The organism is Micromonospora carbonacea, from assembly GCF_014205165.1.
GTDB classification, from domain to species: Bacteria; Actinomycetota; Actinomycetes; order Mycobacteriales; family Micromonosporaceae; genus Micromonospora; species Micromonospora carbonacea.
Map to the genome: position 1 here is coordinate 5,114,681 of NZ_JACHMZ010000001.1, position 19,338 is coordinate 5,134,018.

Sequence of the window (19,338 nt, forward strand, 5' to 3'; positions counted from 1 at the left end):
CGGCCTCAGGTGCCACACTGACGGGGTGTCCGCTATCGGTACCCTGACCCGCCGCCTCGGCCACCACCGCTGGTTCGGCGTCACGATCCGGCTGCTCGTCCCCGTCGACCGGGCGGTCGGCCGGCTCACCAAGGGACGGGTGGTCGCGCTGGGCCTGGTCCCCTCGCTGGTCATCACCACCACCGGGCGTCGCTCGGGCCTGCCACGCAGCAACCCCCTGCTGTACGTGCCGGACGGCGACGCCTTCGTGGTGGTCGGCTCCAACTGGGGGCAGCAGCACCAGCCCGCCTGGGCGCTGAACCTGCTCGCCGACCCGGCCGCCGAGGTCGACGTGCGGGGGCGGCGGCTGGCGGTGCGCGCCGAGGTGGCCACCGGCGCGGAACGCGACCGGCTCTGGGAGCTGCTGACGACCGAGTGGCCGGCCTACGAGACGTACGTCGAGCGGGCCGGCGGGCGGGAGATCCGCGTCTTCCGGCTGGTGCCCCGCTGACCCGGACCGACGCCGGGCGGTGACGCCGGCCGGGCGCGGCGCACCGGGCGGTCCCGCCGCCGGGTGACTAGGGTGGGGCCGCGTGGAGCCTTACCAGGACGACCCCCGGTGGTCGGTGGCGGAGCGGGTCGCCGCGGCGGCCCGGCGACGCTTCGCGGCCGACGTCCTGGCCGTCGCGGTGCACGGCCCGCTGGCCCACGGCGACGACGACGGCGGCGGGGACGGCGAGGTCGGGCTGCTGATCGCCACCTACCGGCCCGGCACGGGGCCGCGGCCGGCGACCCGCCGCGTCGACGGGGTGCTGGTCGACCTGACCGTCACGGCCGCCGACGACCACCTGGCGCGGGCCCGGTCGATCACGGCGCGGTGGCCACTGGTCGCCGACCGGTACGTCACCACCCGGGCGCTGCACGACCCGACCGGCTGGTTGCCGACCCTGCGCGACGAGCACCTGGCCACGCTGGCCCGCGCCCGGCCGGCGGAGTTCACCGGCGCCGCCCGGCAGGCGTGGTACCGCGGCTACGCCGCGCACGCCCGGGCCGCCCGGCTCGCGCAGTGGTACGAGACGGACCAGGCGCTGCTGATGCTCGGCGAGGCCCGGCTCGCGGCGGCCACGGTCAACGGGCTGCTCAGCCGCACCTACTTCCGGGACCCGGGCGACGCGGTGCGCCGCACCGGCCTGGCCGGGGCGGACATGACCGAGGTCGGCGCGGTGCTGGCCCGGCAGGCCGAGGAGCTGGCCGCCCGGGGCCGCCCCGTGGACGGCACCGTCGACGACCTCCTCGCCGGCTGACCGGCCCCCTTCAAAGTGTGAGAAGGGAACCCTTCTCGACCGCAGGCGTTAACAGGGGGCCCCTCCTTACAGGCCGCCCTGGATGCCGATGAGGGCGCCGATCAGGTAGGTCGCGGCGGCCGCCGCCGCGCCGAGGAGGAGCTGCCGCAGGCCGCTGCTCCACCAGGCGCGGTTGGTGAACCGGGCCACGATCGCCCCGGCCGTGAAGAGCCCGACCCCGCCGACGGCCAGCGCGAGCCACAGGCTGGTGGCCCCGAGCAGGTAGGTCAGCAGCGGGACCAGCGCCCCGACCGAGAAGAACAGGAACGACGAGATCGCCGCCGCCCACGGGCTCGGCTGGTCGTCCGGGTCGACGCCCAGCTCCTCCCGGACGTGCACCCGCAGCGCCTCCTCCGGGTTGGCCCGCACCGCCTCGGCGACCTGCGTGGCGAGGTCGCGGGACAGGCCCCGGGCCACCCACGCGTCGGCCAGCTCGCGGGCCTCCGCGTCCGGGTGCCGCTCCAGCTCGCGGCGCTCCTTGGCGACCTCGGCGGCGACCTGCTCGTTGGCCGAGCGGACGCTCGTGTACTCGCCGAGGCCCATCGAGATCGCGCCGGCGACCAGGCCGGCGACGCCGGTGAGCACGATGCTGCGCGGCGACACCCCGCCACCGCCGACGCCCGCGATCAGGGCGATGTTGGTGACCAGGCCGTCCATCGCGCCGAACACGGCCGGCCGCAGCCAGCCGCCGGACACGTCCGCGTGGTGCGCCTCGCGCAGCGCCGCCGGGGTGTCGCTCACGGCAGGGTCAGGATCTCGTGGCCGTCCTCGGTGACGAGGATCGTGTGCTCGAACTGGGCGGTCCACTTCCGGTCCTTCGTGACGACCGTCCAGCCGTCGTCCCACATGTCGTACTGGTGGGTGCCGAGGGTGATCATCGGCTCGATGGTGAACGTCATGCCCGGCTCCATCACGTCGGTGGGCCGGGGGCTGTCGTAGTGCGGCACGTACAGGCCGCTGTGGAAGGCCTCCCCGATGCCGTGGCCGGTGAAGTCGCGGACCACCCCGTAGCCGAACCGCCTGGCGTACGACTCGATGACCCGGCCGATCACGTTGATCTGCCGGCCGGGGGCGACCGCCCTGATCCCCCGCAGCATCGCCTCGTGGGTCCGCTCGACCAGCAGCCGGGCCTCCTCGGCGACCTCGCCGACGCAGAAGGTGGCGTCGGTGTCGCCGTGCACCCCGCCGATGTACGCGGTGACGTCGACGTTGACGATGTCGCCGTCGAGCAGCACGGTGGAGTCGGGGATGCCGTGGCAGATCACCTCGTTGAGGCTGGTGCAGCAGGACTTCGGGAAGCCCTTGTAGCCCAGCGTCGACGGGTAGGCACCGTGGTCGCAGAGGAACTCGTGCACCACCCGGTCGATCTCGTCGGTGGTCACCCCCGGCTTGCAGTGCTCGCCGGCGAGCTGCGTGGCCTGGGCGGCGAGCCGGCCGGCGACCCGCATCCGCTCGATGGTCTCCGGGGTCTGCACGTGCGATCCGGTCCACTGGCGGGGCTGCTTCTTGCCCACGTACTCCGGGCGGACGATGTGGGGCGGCACCGGTCGCGTCGGGGTGAGCGTGCCGGGGGTCAGCGGCGCACGGACGGTCATGGGGCAAGCCTATCGCCGGGCCGGCGTCGGGCGGGGCGGCCGGTGCCCGGCGACGCCGGCGACACCGGGGCGCGGCCTCGGCCGACCGGTTGTTGCCGACCCCCTTCCGCTGTGCCATCGTGTTCTGCGTGGATCAAGGGGGTGCCGCTCCCGTCTTCTCCGCCCGCACGGAGACCGACGGCGACCACATCCGCGTGGTGGTCGCCGGCGAGGTGGACATGGCCACCGCCGACACGATGCTCCAGGCTGCGCTGCGTGAGCCGGCCGGTCGGGTGACCCTCGACCTGCGGGGGGTCACGTTCTTCGACTCGGCGGCGATCCACGCCGTGGTCCGGCTCGCCCAGCGCTTCCCGGGCGCGCTCACCGTGCTGCCGTCGCGGCAGGTCCGCCGGGTGCTGGAGATCTCCGGCCTGGCCGGTCAGGGGTGGGTCGCCCCCGCCTGAGCCCGGCCCGGTGGGGCCCCGGCCACCGCCCGGCGGCCCGGCCCGAGGCACCCGCGCTCAGTCCCGCAGCCGCCGGCTCAGCGTCACCTGCGTGCCCTCGGCGGTACGGCTGACCGTCAGGTCGCCGAGGGCCCTGATCAACGCCAGCCCGCGCCCGCGGAAGCCCGCGCCGGTCGACTCCCGCCACTGCCCGCTGTCCCGGATCGTCGCCACCACCGTGCCGTCGGCGATGGTCACCTCCACGCCGATGGTCGGCTCGGCCGGGGAGACCGGGTGCTCGATGGCGTTCGCCGCGGCCTCGGAGACCGCGACGGTGAGGTCGAACAGGTCGTTCTCGCCGACCCGGTGGGCGGTGAGGAAGTCCTCCAGCCGCCGGCGCAGCACGCTCAGCCGGGTGGGGTCGGCGGGCAGCCGCAGCGCGAACCGGTGCGGTTCGGTCGCCTCCAGCGCGAGCACCGCCACGTCGTCGCGGCGGGGGCGCCCGGCGACCCGCGCCACGACCGCGTCGACCAGGTCGGCGACGTGCTCGCCGCCGGCGGCGTCGGCGCGGAGCTGCTCCAGGGCCGCGTCGAGGCCGAGCTGCCGGTCCTCGATCAGCCCGTCGGTGTAGAGCAGCAGCCGGGCCCCCGGGGCCAGCGCGTCGTCCACGGTCCGGTACGACGCGCCGGGGATCGCGCCGACCGGCGGCCCGAGCGCGCGGTCGTGCAGGAACGCCACGTCGTCTCCTCGGATCAGCAGGGGGGACGGGTGCCCGGCGCTGGCATAGCGGAGCCGGCCGGTGCGGGGCGCGAAGCGCAGGCAGACCACGGTCGCGAAGGACGGCTGCTCCGCCGAGCCGACCAGCCGGTTGAGCCGGGTCAGCGACTCGCCGGGGTCGTAGCCCTCCAGCACGTACGCCCGCAGCGCGTTGCGGAGCTGGCCCATCGAGGCGGCGGCCCGCACGCCCTTGCCGACGACGTCGCCGATGACCAGGACCAGTTCGTCGTCGTCGAGCCGGATCACGTCGTACCAGTCGCCGCCGACCTCGGCGTCGGCGCTGCCGGGCAGGTAGCGGCTGGCCACCACCGCGCCGGGCAGCCGGGGCAGCGACCGGGGCAGCAGGCTGTGCTGGAGGGTGGTGGCGATGCGGTGCTCGGCCTCGTAGAGCTGGGCGTTCTCCAGCCGCACGCCGACCAGCCGGGCGAGCTGGGTCAGCGCGGCGTGGCCGGGGTCGGCGGCGTCCTCGGCGTGCCCCCAGACCCGCAGCTCGCCCAGCGTCTCCCCGGCGCTGCCGGTCAACGGCAGCACGGCGGACGGTTCGACGGCGGCGGTCCCGCCGCCGTCTGCCTCGTAGCGGGCCCCGGTGGCGGTGGCCACCACCCGGACCGCCTCGGCGAGGCCGAGCGCGTGCCGGGCGGCCACCTGGAGCACCTCGGCGGTGGTGCGGGCGGTGTTCACGGCGACGGCGGCGTCGGCCAGGGCGCGCAGCCGCCGGATGATCTGCCCCCGGAGCTGCCCCAGCTCGACGTTCGCCCGGACCCGGGCGATCAGCTCCTCGCCGGAGAACGGTTTGGTCAGGTAGTCGTCCGCGCCGACGGCGAGGCCGGCGACGGCCTCCGCCGAGCCGGCCCGGGCCGACAGCAGCACGATCGGCACGTGCCGGGTGCGCGGGTCGGCGCGCAGCGCGGTCACCAGGCCGAAGCCGTCGAGCCGGGGCATCATCACGTCGGTGAGCACCAGGTCGAAGGGCGTCTCCACGGCCAGGCGCAGCGCCTCGACGCCGTCCGGCACGGCCACCACCTCCCACGACGCGCCCAGCAACCGGCTGACGTGTTCGCGCAGGTCGGCGTTGTCGTCGGCGACCAGGATGCGGCCCGCCGCGGCCCGCTCACCGCCGGTCGAGCCGGTCGCCGCGCCCGTCCCCCCGGCCGCGGGTTGGCCGGGCGTGCCGGTCCACAGCGCGGTCTCGGCCGCGAAGAGGCGGGCCTGCCCCAGTTCCGCCGGCTCGGCCGGCGCGTCGGCCGCGACCCGGTCGGCCGGCAGGTGGGCGGTGCCGAACGGCACGGTCACGACGAACGTGCTGCCCCCGTCGACGACGCTGCGCGCCTCGGCCCGGCCGCCGTGCATCTCCACCAGCTCCCGGACCAGCGCCAGCCCGATCCCGGTGCCCTCGTGGGTGCGGGAGCGGACGCCGGGGACCCGGTGGAACCGCTCGAAGACGTGCGGCAGCTCCTCGGGCGCGATGCCGACACCGGTGTCGGCGACCTCCAGCCGGGCCGCGCCGTCCACCGCCCGGACGCGGACCCGGACCTCGCCGTCGAAGGTGAACTTGACCGCATTGGCGACGAGGTTGAGCACGACCTTCTCCCACATGTCCCGGTCGACGTGGACCGGCGCGGGCAGCGGCGGGCAGTCGACGACCAGGCGCAGGCCGGCGCGTTCGGTGGCCGAGCGGAAGGTGCTGGCCAGCCGGGCGGTGTAGTCGGCCAGGTCGGTGGGCTGGTAGTGGGCGGCGAGCCGGCCGGACTCCAGGCGGGAGAAGTCGAGCACGGTGTTGACCAGCTTGAGCAGGCGCAGCGCGTTGCGGTGCATCATGGTGAGCCGGTCGAGGTGGGGGTCGGGCAACGTCGGGTCGGCGAGCAGCTCCTCCAGCGGGCCCAGCACGAGGGTCAGCGGGGTGCGGAACTCGTGGCTGACGTTGGCGAAGAAGCTCGTCTTGGCGCGGTCCAGCGCGGCCAGCTCGGCCGCCCGGGCCCGCTCCTGCTCGTACGCCCGCTGCCGGCCCACGGCGCGGGAGAGCTGGGCGGCGATCAGGTCGAAGAAGGTGCGGTACTCGTCGGTGAGCGGCAGCCGGGCGGAGACGCCCACGACGAGCGCGCCCACCGGCTCGTGGGTCGCGGTGACCGGCAGCACCAGCGCCCGCGCGGCCGTGCCGGCGTCGAGGTGCGGCAGCAGGTCGGCCGCGTCGATGGTGGTGGCGGACCCGCCGTCGGCGACCCGGCTCACGACCGCCGTGGCCGCCTCGGTGGCGTCGCCGCCGCCGCGCCCGCCGGGGGCGGGCGGCCCGGTGCCGCTGCGCCCGGCGAGGGTGAGCCGCCCCGCGTCGTCGCGGAGGTAGATCAGGGCGAACGGCACGTCCGCCCGGTGCTGGTCGAGCACCCCGGCGGCGGCCCGGCCCAGGGCCGCGACGTCCTCCGCCTCGGCCAGCTCGGAGCCCAGCTCGGCCAGGGCGCGCAGCCGGCGCTCGCCGAGCACCCGCCCGGTGGTCTCGTTGACGAGGCAGAGGACGCCGTCGATGCCGCCGTCGGCGGCGCGGATCGGGTCGTACGAGATGTCGAAGTAGACGTCCTCCAGGAAGCCGTGCCGGTGCAGCACGAAGGGGTGGTTCTCGCCCCGGTAGGGCTCGCCGGTCTTGTGCACCGAGTCCAGCAGGGGCCCGAGGACGTCCCAGGTCTCCCGCCAGTGCTCGTGGGCGGGCTGGCCGACGGCGTGGGGGTGCTTGTCGCCGATGGTCGGCAGGTAGGCGTCGTTGTAGAAGGCGCGGTGCTCCGGGCCCCAGAACATGACGATCTGCGCCCGGGAGGAGAGCATCATGGCGACCGCGTGGCACAGCGCCGGTGGCCAGCCGGACGGGGCACCGAGCGGGCTGGCCGCCCAGTCGAAGCGGAGCAGGCGTTCCCCCATCTCGCCGCCGGCGGCACAGGCGGCCGTGAGCAGCGGCGGGAACGCCTCCTCGACGGTCCCGCCGGACGGATGCAGCCCGTCCTCGCCCCCCTGGGCCGAGCTCATGCATCCTCCCGCGCCGGCCGTTGCCCCCGGCGACCGCATGATCGCCGCCGCCGTGCCCCGCCATGTACCCAGACGGACCAGCAACGTAACGCATCCCCGCCGTGATGCGCTGGTTACCCGCGTCTCATCCGCGCGGGACTCCGCCGGGGGTCAGAAGACCGACAGGCCGTCGATGCTCGCGGCGTTCTTCGTGGCCCGGTAGGTCACCAGGTCCTCGGCGGTGCGGCGGGAGTGCGCGCGGATCAACAGGTCCCGGTCGCCCTCGTACCGCATCAGGGGGACGGCGTACCCGCAGGAGTCGCTGACCCGCTCGACGTCGACGGTGATCACCGCGCGGGCGGAGTGCAGGTCCGGCGGGTCGGGGAAGTCGGCGAGCCGCTCGGCGAAGCCGGCGTCCTCCACCGTCACCGCCGTGCCCCGGCCGTGCAGCCGGACGATGTTCGGCGGCCCGACGAAGGCGCAGAACATGAGCGTGATGCGGCCGTTCTGCCGCAGGTGGGCGATCGTCTCCGCGCCGCTGCCGTGGAAGTCGATCCACGCCACCCGGTGCGGGCCGAGGATGACGAAGGTGCCGCGCATGCCCTTCGGCGAGACGTTGACGTGCCCGTCGGCCCCGGAGGGCGCGGTGGCGACGAAGAAGACGGGCTGCTCCTCGATGAACTCGCGCAGCCGCCCGTCGATGGCCTCGTGAACCTTCATGTCGCCATCCTGGCACCGCTTACCGAAAAGTGGGACAGCCCTTCCGCATGGCGGGAAGGCGGGGCCGGGGTGCGGGCCGGCCCCGCCGCGCCTCACAGCGGGGTGACGTACGCGCCGGTGATCCCGCCGTCGACCACGAACTGCGCGGCCGTCATGAACGACGAGTCGTCGCTGGCCAGGAACGCCACCGCCGCGGCGATCTCCTCCGGCTGGCCGAACCGGCCCATCGGCACGTGCACGAGGCGGCGGGCGGCCCGCTCCGGGTCGGCGGCGAACAGCTCCATCAGCAGCGGGGTGGCGATCGGCCCGGGGCACAGCGCGTTGACCCGGATGCCCTCCCGGGCGAACTGCACGCCCAGCTCCCGGGTCATCGCCAGCACCCCGCCCTTGCTCGCCGTGTACGCGATCTGCGAGGTGGCCGCCCCCATCAGCGCCACGAACGACGCCGTGTTGATGATCGAGCCCTTGCCCTGCCGGCGCATGTGCGGGATCGCGTACTTGCAGCACAGGTAGACGCTCGTCGTGTTGACCCGCAGCACCCGCTCCCAGGCGTCGAGCCCCGTCTCCAGGATCGAGTCGTCGTCGGGCGGGGAGATGCCGGCGTTGTTGAACGCCACGTCCACCCGCCCGTGCCGCTGCGCCACGCCGTCGAACAGGTCCCGCACGGCCGCCTCGTCGGCCACGTCGCAGGCGACGAACTCGCCGCCCACCTCCTGCGCGGCCCGCTCGCCCGCCGCCGCGTCGACGTCGACGCAGACCACCCGCGCCCCCTCGGCGGCGAACCGCCGCGCGGTGGCCAGCCCGATCCCGCTGCCCGCCCCGGTCACCACCGCGACCCGGTCCTCAAGCCGTCCCTGCATCTCACTCCTCCGTGCTGATGAACACGTTCTTGACGTCGGTGAAGGCGTGCAGCGCGTCCGGGCCCAGCTCGCGGCCCAGCCCGGAGCGCTTCATCCCGCCGAACGGGGTCCAGTACCGCACCGAGGAGTGCGAGTTGACGCTGAGGTTGCCCGCCTCGACCGCCCGCGCCATCCGCAACGCCCGGCCCACGTCCCGGGTCCAGACCGAGCCGGACAGGCCGTACTCGGTGTCGTTGGCCAGCCGGACCGCGTCCGCCTCGTCGTCGAAGGGGAGCACCGACACGACCGGGCCGAAGATCTCCTCCCGCCAGTGCCGGTCGGCCGGGGAGTCGGCGAGCAGCACCGTCGGGGCGTGCCAGAAGCCGGGGCCGTCGGGGCGGGAGCCGGTGAACGCCACCCGCGCCCCGTCGACGTACCCGGCGACCCGGTCCCGCTGGGCGGCGGAGATCAGCGGGCCCATCTCGGCCGTCTCCCGCGCCGGGTCCTCCACCCGCAGCGCCCGCACGGCCGGCTCCAGCAGCTCCAGGAACCGGTCGTACGCCGGGCGCTGCACCAGGATCCGCGACCGGGCGCAGCAGTCCTGGCCGGCGTTGTCGAAGACGGCGTACGGCGCGGTGGCCGCCGCCCGCTCCAGGTCGGCGTCGGCGAAGACGACGTTCGCGCTCTTGCCGCCCAGCTCCAGGGTCACCCGCTTCACCTGCGCGGCGCAGCCGGCCATGATCCGGGTGCCGACCTCGGTGGACCCGGTGAAGCACACCTTGCGGACGGCCGGATGGGTGACGAACCGCTCGCCGACCACGTCGCCGCGGCCCGGCAGCACGGTGAACACGTCCTCGGGCAGGCCGGCGTCGCGGCCCAGCTCGGCCAGGCGCAGCGCGGTCAGCGGGGTCAGCTCGGCCGGCTTGAGCACCACCGTGTTGCCGGCGGCGAGCGCCGGGGCGAACCCCCAGGCGGCGATGGGCATCGGGAAGTTCCACGGCACGATCACCCCGACCACGCCCAGCGGCTCGTGGAAGGTGACGTCCAGCCCGCCGGGCACGGGGATCTGCCGCCCGGTCAGCCGCTCCGGCGCGCCCGCGTAGTAGTCGAGCACGTCGCGGACGTTGCCGGCCTCCCAGCGGGCGTTGCCGATGGTGTGCCCCGAGTTGCGCACCTCCAGCAGCGCCAGCTCCTCCAGGTGCGCGTCGACCAGGGCGGCGAACCGCCGCAGCAGGCGCGCCCGCTCCCCCGGCGCGACGTCGCGCCACCGCGGAAACGCGGCGGCGGCCCGCCCAATGGCGGCATCGACCTCGCCCTCCCCCGCAGCGACGACCTCCCCCACCACCGTTCCGCTGGCGGGATTGACCACCCGCGTCACGTCCCCCACCCTGCCCCTCCCTCTCCAGCTCCCGCGATCTTGCAGTTTCGGCCCCCACAAATGCCGCCAAGCTCCCATAGCAGGGGCCCCAACTGCAAGATCGCGGGAGAGAAAAGGGGTGGGTGGGACGGGCGGGGGCGGATGGGGGGTGGGTTCAGAGGCGCTCGAAGCCGCGTTGGAGTTCCCAGTCCGTCACCGCGGCGTCGAAGGCGCGCAGCTCGATGCGTGCCATGTTGGCGTAGTGGGCGTGCACCTCGTCGCCGAAGACCGCGCGGGCGATCGTCGACGACTCCCACAGGCCGAGGGCGTCGCGCAGGGTGCCGGGGACCCGCTCGGCGGCCGGATCGTCGTACGCGTTGCCGGTGCACTCCTCGCCCAGCTCCAGCTCCCGCTCGATGCCGTGCACCGCCCCCGCCACCAGGGCGGCGATCGCCAGGTACGGGTTGACGTCCGCCCCCGGCACCCGGTTCTCCACCCGCATGCCCTGGCCATGGCCGACCAGCCGCAGCGCGCAGGTGCGGTTGTCGGTGCCCCAGCGCAGCGCCGTCGGGGCGAACGAGCCCGGCTGGTAACGCTTGTAGGAGTTGACGTTCGGGGCGAACAGCAGGCCGAACTCCCGCATCGTGTCGAGCAGCCCGGCCAGCACCCGCTGCCCGGTGACGCTCAGGTGCGCCGGCCCGTCGCCGAGCATCGCCGAGCGCCCGTCGGCATCGCGCAGCGAGAAGTGGATGTGGCAGGAGTTGCCCTCCCGCGCGTTCGGCTTGGCCATGAAGGTGATCGACATGCCCTCCTGGGCGGCGATCTCCTTCGCCCCGTTCTTGTAGATCACGTGGTGGTCGGCGCAGGCCACCGCCTCGTCGTAGCGGAAGGCGATCTCGTGCTGGCCGAGGTTGCACTCGCCCTTCGCGCTCTCCGGGGTCAGGCCCGCGCCGGCCATCTCGGTGCGGATGCGCCGCAGCAGCGGCTCCACCCGGGACGTGCCGAGCAGCGAATAGTCCACGTTGTATTGGTTTGCCGGGGTCAGCTCGCGGTAGCCGCGCCGCCACGCGTCCTCGTACGAGTCGCGGTAGAGGACGAACTCCAGCTCCGTGCCCGCGTACGCGGTCAGGCCGTGCGCGGCGAGCCGGTCGAGCTGGCGGCGCAGGATCTGCCGGGGCGAGGCGGCCACCGGGCCGGACCCGTCCAACCACGCCAGGTCGGCCAGGAGCATCGCCGTCCCCGGTTGCCATGGCACCCGGCGCAGCGTCTCCAGGTCGGGCACCATGGCGAAGTCGCCGTACCCGCGCTCCCAGCTCGACATCGCGTAGCCGTCGACGGTGTTCATGTCGACGTCGACGGCGAGCAGGTAGTTGCACCCCTCGCTGCCGTTCTCCACGACCTGGTCGAGGAAGAACGGCGCGTGGAACCGCTTGCCCTGCAACCGGCCCTGCATGTCGACCAGGGCCAGCACCACGGTGTCGAGCTTGCCGGCGGCGACCGCCGCCCGTAACTCTTCGAGGGACAGCGGTGCTCTGCTCATGCGCGGGCCTCCATCACCAAGGTCTACTGCCTGACCGGATCACCGTCAATGCCCGCCCCGGGCGCGTCGGCAAACCCCTCGACCGTGCGGCGGGGGCCGGTGAACCACGTGCGCGCCGAGGCGTACCACCAGACGGCCACCACCAGCAGCACCCCGCCCACGGCGAGCGGCGCGTAGTTGACCGCCGACCAGCTGAAGTCGGCGTGACCGGGCACCCCGGCGGGCACGATCGGCAGCACGAAGTACACCGAGATGATCACGATCTCGACCACCGCGACCCAGCCGAGCAGCCTGTAGCGGCGGCCCAGCGTCCACGGGCCGGGGGTGAACCGGTCGCCCATCCGCAGCCGCAGCACGATCGGAATGACGAAGGAGAGGTAGAGCCCGATCACCGCGACCGAGACCACCGCGTAGAAGGCGACCGGGATGCCGGACGGGCTCTCGTAGAGCGCCGGCAGGGTGAGCACCAGCCCGGCCACGGTCGCGCCGACGATCGCGTTGACCGGGGTGCCGTTGCGGTCCACCTTCGACCAGAGCCGCCAGCCCGGCACCGCCCGGTCCCGGCTGAACGCGTACGCCATCCGCGACATCGACGTCACGCAGCTCATGCCGCAGAAGAACTGCCCGATGGTGGAGACGATGATGACGGTCTTGAAGAAGAACGGGGTGAGCGCCGTTTCGAAGATCGCCCCGGAGAACCCGCCGGCCGCGTTGATCGCGTCCACGTCGGTGGCGGCGAACAGGAACGCGAGCAGCAGGATCCAGCCGCCCACCGCCGAATAGAAGATCGACCGCCACAGCCCCTGCGCGGCGGCCTTCGACGCGCCCCGGGTCTCCTCCGACACGTGCGCGCAGGCGTCGAAGCCGGTGATCGTGTACTGGGTGAGCAGGAAGCCCAGCGGCAGCACGTAGAACCAGAAGGTCAACCCGCCGGTGCCGCCGTCGCCGAAGCCGGAGTTGTTGAACCGCTCGGTGAAGACGAACTGGAAGCTCTGGTGCCGGTCCGGGACGAACACCAGGATGGCGACGACCGCCGCCGCGCCGGCCACGTGCCACCACACCGAGACGTTCTGGAGTACGTCGATGATCCGGTGCCCGAAGATGTTGATCAGCCCGTGCAGCGCCAGAATGATCACGAACAGCACGAACGCCTGCCGCAGCGTCCCCGCCCAGCCGTCGAACAGCGCCGACAGGGTGAGATTGAGGAACGTGGCGCAGCCGTAGTCGACCGACGCGGTGACCGCCACCAGGCCGATCAGATTGAGCCAGCCCGTGAACCAGCCGTGCACCGGCCGGCCCATCTTCGCCGCCCACCAGTAGATGCCGCCCGCCGTCGGATACGCCGACACCAGCTCGGCCAGGCAGAATCCGATGACCAGGATGAACAGCGAGATCAGCGGCCAGCCCCAGGAGATGGCGACCGGCCCGCCGTTGTTCCACGCCTGGCCGAACGTGGTGAAGCAGCCGGCCAGGATCGAGATGATCGAGAACGAGATCGCGAAGTTGGAGAAGCCGCTCCACTTGCGGCGCAACTCCTGCTGGTAACCGAGTTCGGCGAGCCGGCGGGCGTCGTCGTCCATCGGCTGATCGGCGGTCGGTGCGGGCGTCGTGGCCACTGCACACCTCCTGGCGAGGATTGCCGGAAACGCGTGCGCCCGAGTCTCGTCCCGCCGATCACGATGGTCAATACGCCACGGCCTGTCGCCCCGGACGCGCCGCCGACGGACGCGGGGCATCGGCCAACCGGCGCAGCCCCGCCGGCTGCACGAAGATCGAGCGGCGGGCCACGGCGTCGCCCCACGCGTCGACCTCGTAGCCGTCCAGCCACAGCCACCCGTGGTAGGTGTGCCAGTCCTCGTGGACCCGGATCACCCGGAAGAGGATCGGCCGGACGAACTGCACGCTGGCGGCCCGCGTGACGTGCAGCAGGTCCCCGCACCTCAGCTCCGCGTACTTCGACGGGTGTTGGCCCGTCACCGCCCCCGCACCTCCGGCACCGGGCGGACCGGCGGGGCGTCGCGGATCGCCTGCACCCGGACCATGACGACGCGCTCCCGGCCCGGCGTGCCGTCGGGGCGCAGCTCCAGCCCCTCCAGCCGCACCCATTGCGACGCCAGGAAGTTCGCGTACCGGGGGACGTAGGTGACCTTCAGCCGCAGCACCACCTGACCGATGCAGTAGTCACACGGCTGAAGCGTCAACACGTCACCCACGACGACCAGCGGGTTCACTGTGGACACCCCGGGTGCCGCCCACCGCGATTCCTGCGCATGTGCCCCTCCCTGACTCGAAGACCGGGCGGGCAAGACCCTGCACACCGGCCCGCCGGGTGACAGTCTGCTGATCGCAGAACTACGCTGAGAAGCCATCGCGCCTGGTCCCGGAGCACCTCTGGAGTCACCGCGCCGCGCTCGGCAGCCCTCGACGACGCCCGGCAGGACCGGACGACGCCTGGCGATCACGACGAAAACCTGGAGAAGGCATGGAAAGCGAGCAGACCGCCGATCTGATACGCACGCAGCTCCGTCGCATCCGGACAGCCGCCGGCCTCAACCAGGAGGAACTCGGCCGACGCGCGAACTACTCGGCCTCGACGATCTCGGCGGTGGAAACCGGCACCCGGCCGCTCGACAAGGCGTACGTCAAGCGCATGGACGAGGTGCTCGACACGGGCGGCCTGTTCGAGTCCCTGCTGCGGATGGCCGAACGGGACGGCCAGCCCTCGTGGTTCCGCCCCTGGCTGGAGGCCGAGCGCAACGCCACGCAGCTCCGATACTTCAACCCCACGCTCGTCCCCGGCCTGCTCCAGACCGAGAACTACGCCCGCGCCGTGCTGCGCCTCGACGACACCAAGCCCGAGGCGGAGGTCGAGCGGCAGGTCGCGGCCCGCCTGGAGCGGCAGGAGATCCTGGTACGCGAACACCCACCCCAGGTCATCGCCGTGATCGACGAGGCAGCCCTACGCCGCACCGACGCCATCATGGCCGAACAACTCGCCCACCTGCTGCGAATGGCCGACGTCCCCCACGTCCACATCCACGTCATCCCGAGCTACACCGGCCTGCACGTCGGACTGTCCGGCCCACTCGCTCTGGCCAGGTCCGCCGATGGGGGCTGGGTGGGACACCTGGAGAACCAACTCTCCGGCTTGGTCACCGACAGCGAGGATGAGATGGCTACGCTTCTGGGACGATGGGAGGGTGTGAGAGGACTCGCCCTGCCGCGCGACCTGTCCCTCGCTCTGATGAAGGAAGTGGAGAGCCAACATGGACCTCAGTAGCGCGCGATGGAGGAAGTCCACCCGAAGCGGCACGAGCGGCGGCGACTGCGTTGAGGTGGCCCCCAACCTGAACGGTGTGGTCGCCGTCCGCGACAGCAAGGACCCGTCCGGTCCAGTGCTCGCGTTCACCCCGCAGACCTGGCGCGCATTCGTCGAGCACACCAAGCACCCCTAGCCTCGTTCTGGCCCGCAGGCGAGGCCACCCGATGACAGCACAGCCTCGCGTGCGACGCCGAACAGTCGTAGCCAGGAGAGGATCTTGCGAGGCAAACCAAAGAAAAACGAGGGTTGATCTTTAGCGCCCCAGGTCAGCAAGCCTGCTCCCCGCGCACGCGGGGGTGATCCGGCCGGGACCGGGCCGGCCGGCCGGGAACTGGACCTGCTCCCCGCGCACGCGGGGGTGATCCCCGAGTCCGGCCTGCGGCACCTGCAGGACGAGACCTGCTCCCCGCGCACGCGGGGGTGATCCGAACAAGACCCCCACTGACGGTCCGTACGCATCCTGCTCCCCGCGCACGCGGAGGCGAGGTGATCCGCCGTTCGGGTCGCACTCGTAGGTGCGCAGGTCCTGCCCCCCGCGCACGCGGGGTGATACCCGGCATGACCATCTATGCCGATCGGGACGTCCTGCTCCCCGCTCAGGCAAAGGTAATCGGAGAGGGAGTCGAGGTCATCCAGCATCCAGGCGGGAACAAGTGGCTTAGACCAGCCAGGAAGGCCGGTGGAGGGCTCATCCCCCGCGTGCGCGGGGAACAGGGCCCGGCCCCGCCAACCGCCATCGTGACGTCGGGATCACCCCCGCGTGCGCGGGGAGCAGGCGGCGGCGATGCGCTGCCGGCGCTGATGGCCGGGATCATCCCCGCGTGCGCGGGGAGCAGGTCCGCGACGGGTCAAAGCTGCGCGACCCCGCAGGATCACCCCCGCGTGCGCGGGGAGCAGGGCGACAGCCTGCTGGTCCGGGTGCGGCTGGCGGGATCACCCCCGCGTGCGCGGGGAGCAGACTTCCTGACCTGGGGCGCTAAAGATCAACTAATTCGTTTTCCTTCACTTTGCGCGGCAAGATCGTCTCCTGTGAGAGTCGACTTTCGAGGCAAGTAGAGCGAGGACAGCCTAATGGGCACGTCGATGTCTGGAAGAAGCACGGCACCCGCCCTCAGACAGCGGGTAGCAGGATCGCCGCCACCGGAGACGGATCGCGTCGCTGCCGACAGGCGAGGATCGCATAGATCTTGGAAGATTTGGGCCCCTAGAGGGGCCGTCAGCTTCCAAGATCTCCCAGTTCCGGCGTCGGGCGGTTTCCCGGAGTCGCCCGTTGACGGGGCAGGCGTGCAAGGTCGTGCTCGATCCATGAAAGAGTGGCTTCCCGCTCGCAACGAGGGGACACTTTCCCGGATCGAGCACGATCTTGGTCCCCCGGCAGCCAAGCCCACCGTCGAACGGGACCGTACGGACCGGAAGCACGTCAGGGGTTCGCCGGGGCCCGCCCGCGGAGGGATCAAGCCTGACCGCCCGGAGCGGGCGGGCCCCGGCGAACCCCACCACGACGCACCGCAACGAACGCGCCCCACCCCCGTACCCAGGTAATCGCCTTGCCGCGACCGGCCCGCGACGCGCATCCTTGAGCCTGTGACCAGGCCCGATCCGGACGGGCCCCGCCGGGCGCTCGGCACCGCCCGGCCCGCGGCGGCGCGGGGCGTTCACCTCTCTCTCACACGCGGCGCACCGCCCCGCGCCGCCGCACCGGCCACACCCGACGCTCACGCGAAGATGAGCCCGCCCACCCAGAGCACGGCGATCACCAGCCCGGCGAGGAACTCCACGAGCATCGACAGCCCGGCGGCCTTGAGCGCGTGCACCGTCGACGGCCAGGCGAGCTGGTTGCTGCCCAGCCGCAGCCGCTCGGCTCCCCAGATGCCGCCGACGAACCCGACGACCAGGCCGACGACCGGGATCACGAAGAAGCCGACCAGCCCCAGCACCCCGCCGGCCAGCAGCGACGACGTCGGCACGCCGGCATTCTTCAGGTTGCGCCCCGGCCACAGGTACTTGACGACGGCACCGCCGACGGCGACGACCGTGGCGGCGGCCAGCACCAGCCAGCGGCCCGCCCCGGCGGTGCCGAAGATCGCCCAGACCAGCACCCCGCCCCAGCACAGCGGCAGCGCGGGCAGGCCCGGCACGATCACCCCGGCGAGCCCGGCCAGGATGGCCAGCGCGGCCACGATCGACACCACGGCCTGCGAGTCGGTGAGACTCATCGTGCCCCCTCCGCATCGTCGCGCAGCCGGGCGGTGATCTGGGCCGCCGGCACGGGCGGGCCGAACCAGCGCCCCTGCCCGGTGTCGCAGCGCAGCGACCGCAGCCGCTCCGCCTGCGCCTCCGTCTCCACCGCCTCGGCGGTCACCCACAGTTCCAGCGCGTGCGCCAGCCGCACCAGCGCGTCCACGATCCGTTCGTCGCGGTGGTCGGCGGAGGCTGCGGAAGCGGCAGCGTCCGTGGACAGGTCCACCCCGCCGGGCCGGATGCCCTCCACGAACGGCCCCGCCAGCTTGAGGCAGTGGATGGGCATCCGCCGCAGATACGCCAGGTTCGAGTATCCGGTGCCGAAGTCGTCGATCGCCAGCCGTACGCCCAGGTCGGCGAGCTGGTGCAGCGCGCGCAGCGGCTCACCGGCGGTGCCCATCACGGCGCTCTCGGTCAGTTCGAGCTGGAGCAGCGCGGCCGGGAGGCCGGTGCGGCCCAGCGCGCCCGCGACCGTCTCGACGATGGCCGGGTCGTTGGCCTGCCGGGCCGCCAGGTTGACGCTGACGATCAGTTTCGCCTCGGGGAACTCGCGACGCCACGCCTCGGCGTCGCGGCACGCCTGCCCGAGCACCCATTCGCCGAGGCGGACGATGAGCCCGGTCTCCTCGGCCAGCCCGATGAACTGGTCCGGCCCGACCAGGCCCAGCTCCGGGTGCTGCCAGCGGACCAGCGCCTCCACGGCCACCATCGACGAGTCGAGCAGCGACACGATCGGCTGGTAGTGGACCACGAACTCGCCGCGGTCCAGCGCGGCGGGCAGGCCTGCGACCAGCGCGGAACGGGCGATGTCGCGGGCGCTGCGTTCGGGGTCGTAGACGGCCCACCGGCCCCGGCCCTCGGCCTTCGCCCAGTACAGGGTGGTGTCGGCGGCCTTCATCAGCTCCGACGGGCTGGTCTCCCCCGCCGGGCACTCGACGATGCCGATGCTGGCGGAGACGGCCAACTGCTGGTCGCCGACGTGCACGGGGGCGGAGACCGCCGCGAGGGCCATCTCGGCGACGCCCACCGCGTCGTCGATGTCCTCGCCGCCGTCGACGAGGATGACGAACTCGTCGCCGCCCATCCGCGCGACGAGGTGCCCGTGCCCGGCGACGCACTCGGCCAGCCGCCGGGCGATCACCACCAGCAGCCGGTCGCCGAGGTCGTGCCCGAGGCTGTCGTTGACCGCCTTGAAACCGTCGAGGTCGAGGAAGCAGACCCCGATCCGGTGGTCCGGGCCCGCGTCGGCGAGGACCTGGCCGAGGGTCTCGAAGAACAGCGTACGGTTGGGCAGGCCGGTCAGCGGGTCGTGCAGCGCCTGGAAGCGCAGCCGCTGTTGCAGCTCGTACCGCTCGGTGATGTCCTCGATCATCGCCACGGTGAAGCGTGGCCGGCCGTCGTCGTGCCGGATCAGCGAGACGGCCAGGTCCGTCCAGACGATGCTGCCGTCCTTGCGGTAGTAGCGCTTCTCCACCCGGGCCGCGTCGTGTTTTCCCTCGATGAGCGCCTGGTAGAGCTCCCACATGCCGGCGGCGTCGTCGGGGTGGAACAACGACGCCACGTTCGTGCGGCGCAGCTCGCCGACGCTGTAGCCGAGCATGTCGGCGAACGCCTGGTTCACCTCGATGATCTGCCCGTCGACGCCGGCGATGCCGATGCCGATGGCCGCACCGACGAAGACGGCCCGGAACCGCGCCTCGCTGTCGCGCAGCGCCTGCTCGACGAGGTCCCGGGCCTGCCAGGCGCTGCGGGCGATGCGTTCCTGCTGGGTGAAGGTGCGGTCGCGCAGCGCCCGGGCGAACCCGGCGGCGAGCCCGCCCTGGAGCGCGGCGACCCGCTGGGCGGTGCCGGGGCGGCCCGCCCTCTCGGGCAGCACCTGGGCGACGAACCGGTCCCCGAGCGCCGCGACCGACCAGTCGAGCAGGCCCGGCTCGGCCAGGTGCGCCTCGACCAGCGCCCGGCCGACGTTCTCGGCCGGCCGGGCGGTGAACGCCTCGGCCAGCAGCGCCCCGGCCAGGTGCTCGGTGTGGCCGAGGAGCAGCCGCTCGGTCTCGGCGGCGCTGAACGGCACGAAGCCGAGCCGGCGGGCCGCGCGGGCCCACGCGGCGGCGTACGACTGGGCGCCGGCCCGGCTGAAGCCCGCACCGCCGGTCGCCGGCACGGCGGTGCCGGTGTCGCCGGCTGCCGCCACGGTGGTGGTGGCGGTGTCGCC

Annotated in this window: 17 protein-coding genes; 5 read left to right on the forward strand and 12 right to left on the reverse strand. The window is 73.2% G+C overall.

What is annotated here, in order from left to right; all coding sequences use genetic code 11:
* Positions 1-25 precede the first annotated feature (25 nt).
* Positions 26-490, forward strand: coding sequence for a nitroreductase/quinone reductase family protein (locus tag HDA31_RS21280; protein WP_074473874.1), 465 nt, complete (start codon positions 26-28; stop codon positions 488-490).
* Between the two features lie 82 nt (positions 491-572).
* Positions 573-1,283, forward strand: a complete 711-nt coding sequence (locus HDA31_RS21285) for a nucleotidyltransferase domain-containing protein (RefSeq protein ID WP_178063848.1) — start codon at positions 573-575, stop codon at positions 1,281-1,283.
* Between the two features lie 66 nt (positions 1,284-1,349).
* Here HDA31_RS21285 and HDA31_RS21290 read toward each other — a convergent pair whose 3' ends face one another.
* Positions 1,350-2,063 carry a VIT1/CCC1 transporter family protein gene (locus tag HDA31_RS21290; protein ID WP_178063847.1) on the reverse strand — a complete coding sequence of 238 codons (714 nt, stop codon included), beginning with the start codon at positions 2,061-2,063 and terminating at the stop codon, positions 1,350-1,352.
* Positions 2,060-2,917 (reverse strand): type I methionyl aminopeptidase, encoded by an 858-nt coding sequence (map, locus tag HDA31_RS21295; RefSeq protein WP_074473872.1) that lies wholly within the window; start codon positions 2,915-2,917, stop codon positions 2,060-2,062. The genes HDA31_RS21290 and map overlap by 4 nt, the downstream gene beginning before the upstream one ends.
* A gap of 128 nt (positions 2,918-3,045) precedes the next feature.
* Here map and HDA31_RS21300 point away from each other — a divergent pair, with 128 nt between their 5' ends.
* Entirely contained in the window at positions 3,046-3,360 is a 315-nt protein-coding gene (locus tag HDA31_RS21300) for an STAS domain-containing protein (protein WP_178063846.1), read from the forward strand.
* A gap of 57 nt (positions 3,361-3,417) precedes the next feature.
* On the opposite strand, the gene HDA31_RS21305 is transcribed toward HDA31_RS21300, so the two are convergent.
* The 8 genes from HDA31_RS21305 to HDA31_RS21340 all read right to left on the reverse strand — a co-directional run bounded on the left by HDA31_RS21305 (position 3,418) and on the right by HDA31_RS21340 (position 13,794).
* Positions 3,418-7,128 (reverse strand): SpoIIE family protein phosphatase, encoded by a 3,711-nt coding sequence (locus tag HDA31_RS21305; protein WP_178063845.1) that lies wholly within the window; start codon positions 7,126-7,128, stop codon positions 3,418-3,420.
* Between the two features lie 150 nt (positions 7,129-7,278).
* Positions 7,279-7,827: a pyridoxamine 5'-phosphate oxidase family protein gene (locus HDA31_RS21310; protein WP_178063844.1), complete on the reverse strand. Its 549-nt coding sequence runs from the start codon at positions 7,825-7,827 to the stop codon at positions 7,279-7,281.
* A 92-nt stretch (positions 7,828-7,919) separates the two neighbouring features.
* A complete protein-coding gene (locus HDA31_RS21315; protein ID WP_178063843.1) occupies positions 7,920-8,687 on the reverse strand; it encodes a 3-oxoacyl-ACP reductase in 768 nt (255 codons plus the stop codon).
* Between the two features lies 1 nt (position 8,688).
* Entirely contained in the window at positions 8,689-10,044 is a 1,356-nt protein-coding gene (locus HDA31_RS21320; RefSeq protein ID WP_178067162.1) for an aldehyde dehydrogenase family protein, read from the reverse strand.
* Positions 10,045-10,198: 154 nt separating this feature from the next.
* Positions 10,199-11,563, reverse strand: a complete 1,365-nt coding sequence (locus HDA31_RS21325; RefSeq protein ID WP_178063842.1) for a glutamine synthetase family protein — start codon at positions 11,561-11,563, stop codon at positions 10,199-10,201.
* A 23-nt stretch (positions 11,564-11,586) separates the two neighbouring features.
* Positions 11,587-13,179, reverse strand: a complete 1,593-nt coding sequence (locus HDA31_RS21330; protein WP_178063841.1) for an amino acid permease — start codon at positions 13,177-13,179, stop codon at positions 11,587-11,589.
* Positions 13,180-13,246: 67 nt separating this feature from the next.
* The gene (locus HDA31_RS21335; RefSeq protein ID WP_246384486.1) at positions 13,247-13,540 is read right to left on the reverse strand and encodes a hypothetical protein; all 294 of its coding nucleotides are present in this window, start codon (positions 13,538-13,540) and stop codon (positions 13,247-13,249) included.
* Positions 13,537-13,794, reverse strand: coding sequence for a hypothetical protein (locus HDA31_RS21340; RefSeq protein ID WP_178063840.1), 258 nt, complete (start codon positions 13,792-13,794; stop codon positions 13,537-13,539). Before HDA31_RS21340 ends, HDA31_RS21335 begins: the two co-directional genes overlap by 4 nt.
* A 251-nt stretch (positions 13,795-14,045) precedes the next feature.
* Between HDA31_RS21340 and HDA31_RS21345 the strand changes: the two genes are divergently transcribed.
* Together HDA31_RS21345 and HDA31_RS21350 are read left to right on the forward strand one after the other, a co-directional pair.
* Positions 14,046-14,843 (forward strand): helix-turn-helix domain-containing protein, encoded by a 798-nt coding sequence (locus HDA31_RS21345; RefSeq protein WP_178063839.1) that lies wholly within the window; start codon positions 14,046-14,048, stop codon positions 14,841-14,843.
* The gene (locus HDA31_RS21350; protein WP_178063838.1) at positions 14,830-15,018 is read left to right on the forward strand and encodes a DUF397 domain-containing protein; all 189 of its coding nucleotides are present in this window, start codon (positions 14,830-14,832) and stop codon (positions 15,016-15,018) included. Before HDA31_RS21345 ends, HDA31_RS21350 begins: the two co-directional genes overlap by 14 nt.
* Before the next feature lie 1,582 nt (positions 15,019-16,600).
* Here the strand turns inward: HDA31_RS21350 and HDA31_RS21355 are convergent.
* Together HDA31_RS21355 and HDA31_RS21360 are read right to left on the reverse strand one after the other, a co-directional pair.
* Positions 16,601-17,101 carry a DUF456 domain-containing protein gene (locus HDA31_RS21355; RefSeq protein ID WP_091277472.1) on the reverse strand — a complete coding sequence of 167 codons (501 nt, stop codon included), beginning with the start codon at positions 17,099-17,101 and terminating at the stop codon, positions 16,601-16,603.
* A complete protein-coding gene (locus HDA31_RS21360; protein ID WP_178067160.1) occupies positions 17,098-19,287 on the reverse strand; it encodes a putative bifunctional diguanylate cyclase/phosphodiesterase in 2,190 nt (729 codons plus the stop codon). Before HDA31_RS21360 ends, HDA31_RS21355 begins: the two co-directional genes overlap by 4 nt.
* Between the last annotated feature and the right edge of the window lie 51 nt (positions 19,288-19,338).

Coding starts and splice junctions, on each gene's coding strand:
- map (WP_074473872.1), bottom strand. CDS start 2,917: ATGACCGTCCGTGCGCCGCTGACCCCCGGCACGCTCACCCCGACGCGA.
- HDA31_RS21305 (WP_178063845.1), bottom strand. CDS start 7,128: ATGAGCTCGGCCCAGGGGGGCGAGGACGGGCTGCATCCGTCCGGCGGG.
- HDA31_RS21310 (WP_178063844.1), bottom strand. CDS start 7,827: ATGAAGGTTCACGAGGCCATCGACGGGCGGCTGCGCGAGTTCATCGAG.
- HDA31_RS21315 (WP_178063843.1), bottom strand. CDS start 8,687: ATGCAGGGACGGCTTGAGGACCGGGTCGCGGTGGTGACCGGGGCGGGC.
- HDA31_RS21325 (WP_178063842.1), bottom strand. CDS start 11,563: ATGAGCAGAGCACCGCTGTCCCTCGAAGAGTTACGGGCGGCGGTCGCC.
- HDA31_RS21345 (WP_178063839.1), top strand. CDS start 14,046: ATGGAAAGCGAGCAGACCGCCGATCTGATACGCACGCAGCTCCGTCGC.
- HDA31_RS21350 (WP_178063838.1), top strand. CDS start 14,830: ATGGACCTCAGTAGCGCGCGATGGAGGAAGTCCACCCGAAGCGGCACG.
- HDA31_RS21355 (WP_091277472.1), bottom strand. CDS start 17,101: ATGAGTCTCACCGACTCGCAGGCCGTGGTGTCGATCGTGGCCGCGCTG.